The sequence below is a fragment of the Gammaproteobacteria bacterium genome (assembly GCA_003696665.1).
Lineage (GTDB): Bacteria > Pseudomonadota > Gammaproteobacteria > Enterobacterales.
The window spans coordinates 1-3458 of record RFGJ01000208.1 but is presented as its reverse complement, the minus strand read 5'-3'; the positions used below and the strand labels follow the sequence as shown (position 1 = coordinate 3458).

Genomic DNA, 3458 nt, shown 5'->3' with positions numbered 1-3458 from the left:
TTGGCTTCGAATGTCATCGTCTATCTGCTGGTTTCGCTTCAATGCTGTTTCCAACTCATTGGCCATCTGAACGATCGGGTCTAGCATAAGATAAGCCACGGCACCGTGGAGCTTGTGGACCCGCTGCCGCAGCGATTCGAGATCGTTGTTGCTGAGTGCACCTTCAATGGCTGTGATGTGTGTTGGTAGCTCATCGTAAAACATTTGCAGCATTTCCTTTGCCAACTGTTCATTACCCTTAAACTTCTTTTTCAAAGTTTCGGGCAGGTGGTTTTTCGAGGCGGCGAGTATGGGAAGTTGTACCCACCGGTCAACGATTTCTTTTAGTGGTTGCTCATCGATTGGCTTGATGAGACATTCGTTAAACCCGGAATGTTCAAACGTAGCGCGTTCTTCAGGAAGTGCGTGCGCGGTAACGGCGATGATCGGGACATGGCGATAATTGGCTAGTGCGCGAATTTTCTCTGTTGTCTCCACTCCGTCCATTTCTGGCATTTGGATGTCCATAAAAATTATATTGAAATATTCGTGCTGACATAAGTGAATTGCCCTCTTTCCTGAGGCGGCTTCGCTGGCTTGTATGCCAAGTGCTTCTAACATGGCGATGAGTAATTTCCTGTTAGGTGGATTATCGTCCACAACGAGCGCTTTGACTGGCTGATTTGAGGCTACGGCATCCGGTGTCATGTATGACTTTGGTGTTTCAGCTACCTTGTGGTGTGTTTTTCTCGTCGTGTCGGGCAAAATTTCTCTAAGATGTTTTTGAAGCGCCGACTCTGTGTACGGCTTGGGCAGAATGGCTTTCACCGGAATTGGCCAGTGTTCTTCATTGGTGATTTCCGGACGGCGGGTGACGGCGATGGTCAAGGCGGTCAGCCCATGCATTTGTTGTTCAATTTCAGACAGGGACCGCCAAATCTCGTCCGCTGGCTCTGCTGCGACAAGCAGCACCGGGGTGTCTGAGGCGCCAATCAAACTGGTGTCATATGGCCACTCGCGAATGGTTCGAACAAATACTTCGGCATCGTCCACCAATATTGGTTTGAAGTGATATCGCGTTAAGACAATACGGAGAAATTCTTGTGCGGGCGGGCTTTTTTCAAAACACACAATGGCGCGGCCATGGCCATTGATGGTTGGTTGTTTATCGAAGCCATCATGCACCAATGGTGATTTAACTGTGAACCAAAAGTCGGAACCTTCACCGGGTCTAGAGTCGACATCTATTTTCCCTCCCATGCCTTCGACCAGACTTTTACAAATTGTCAGGCCAAGGCCGGTCCCGCCATATCTGCGCGTGGTGCCCGTTTCAATTTGTGTAAATGATAGGAATAGCAGTTTTTTTTGCTCGGCTGTTAAACCAGGTCCGGTATCCGACACAACGATTCTTAGCGTCACCTCGCTCTTTTTTTTCGAGAACACTGAAACACGGATGACGACATTGCCTTGTTCGGTAAATTTGATGGCATTGTTGACGAGATTTATGAGCACTTGATTGATGCGTAATTTGTCGCCAACAATCACTTCTGGCACCGCGTCGTCCACAATGCCGACGAGTTCGATGTCCTTGTCTTCCTGCGTTAGCGTCGGCGCGAGCAGTGTGATGACTTCATCAATACTTTCTCGGATATTGAACTGGGCTTGTTCAAATTTGAATTTGCCGGATTCTATTTTTGAGAAGTCTAGGATGTCGTTAATAATGTGTAGCAAACCATTGGCAGAGCGGCGTATGGTTTCTAGATATTCACGTTGCTTTGGGGTTAGCTCAGTTTTCAGAAGCAAATTACAAAAGCCGATGACGCCATTCATTGGCGTACGAATTTCATGAGAAACTTTTGAAAGAAATTCAGATTTTATTCGACTCGCCTTTTGCGCTTCCTGATGCGCCATGGTTAGCTCAATATTTTTGATTTCTAGATGTTCAAGGGTTTGTTTTAAGTCGGCGGTGGTTTGCTCGACGTTTTTCAACATGTCTTCTTGTGCGCGCTTTAAGGATTCGGCCATCGCATTGATGCCTTCATTGAGAATCAGAAGCTCACCCGTCGCATTGGTATAAACACGCGTGTCAAAATCACCTTTACGGATTTTGTCGACGGCTTTTGCCATTTCAATGATCGGTCGAGTGACGCGTTGGGACTGCTGCAACGCGAATATGCTTCCCAAAATCATTACGGCCGCAATAATGATAAAACTTGTCAGAATGGTTTCGTACAAAATCACTTTTTCCCCAGTCAGATCTGATCTGACTGACACATAACCCAGAACGTTGTTTGAATTTGGCTGTGTGCTATCGATGATGGGGGCGTAGGCGATGAGTGAATCACCTAGACTTTGCACACTGATGTGGTCAGGGAGTGATTTTTTCGACCAAACGAGTTCATCATAATTTTTACGAAATAGCGATGGCGCCAACGCTTGATGATTTTTGTCAAATACCATGACATCCAACTGGCCCTGAAACATGTCATGCGTCATTTGTACCAGTTGTCGGATGGCGGTTCGGTTTTGTGTTTGCATAAATGGTGAAGCTGCAAGGGCAAGATATTGCGTGGCGCGCTCGACGTTACGCTCTGCGACCCGGGTCAAGTCGGCTTGCCTGTGGCTGACAAAATAGACGGACAACGCCAAGGAGACTAATAGGGTTGGGATAATGGCAAGCGCCAGAATTCGAGAGCCAACGCCGTAGGTCATGTCATCACCTCCTGTCGACTCAAAACGCTATCACAGTTTTTGGACTGGCACAAAATGACCCACCATTAACGCCTTTTCCGAGCGCAAATCGTGGCGCGTATCGGTGCAGGATGTCCTTCCACGGTGGTCATGCCATCGGGCATCAAGCTCTCAGCGAGTGACTCGAACGTCATCCACTCGGTTCGACGTTGTTCTTCGGTTGTCGTGGGCGTTATGTCCACCACCTGGATGTCATCAAAACTGAGTTTGGCTAACCAGTGACACAGCGCTTGCGGCGATGGAATACTCCAAACATTGTTCATACGTGCATAGCGTTCGGTGGGCACGAGCACTGTATTGGCATCGCCCTCAACGACGAGGGTTTCCAAGATAAGTTGTCCACCAGGTCTCAGGAAGTCGCGTAGTGTGGCAATGAAGTTGATTGGGTCTTTTCGATGGTACAGCACGCCCATGCAAAAAACGCTATCGAATCCCTTTTTGTCGAGATGTCGTGGTAAATGCTCAAAACCGATGGGAAGATGGTGAACACGACCATCACGAATGAAATGTTGGATGGCTAAGAACTGGCACCAAAAAAGCTGGGACGGATCGACGCCCAATACCCAATCTGCGCCTTCGCCGCGCATTCGCCACAAGTGATAGCCATTGCCACATCCGATATCTAGAACACGACGGCCATCAAGGGAATCGATATGAGGTTGAATCCTTTCCCATTTCCAATCGGAGCGCCATTCCGTATCGATGCACATCCCGAACAAGTGAAATGG

2 protein-coding genes are annotated in these 3458 nt (G+C 48.1%); both read right to left on the bottom strand.

Features of this window, described 5'->3' with window-relative positions:
* On the bottom strand, positions 1 to 2691 hold a 2691-nt coding region (locus tag D6694_05970; protein RMH44300.1), incomplete at its 3' end, for a response regulator.
* A 65-nt stretch (positions 2692 to 2756) separates the two neighbouring features.
* A partial coding sequence (gene cmoB, locus D6694_05965; GenBank protein ID RMH44299.1) for a tRNA 5-methoxyuridine(34)/uridine 5-oxyacetic acid(34) synthase CmoB occupies positions 2757 to 3458 on the bottom strand: 702 nt, incomplete at its 5' end.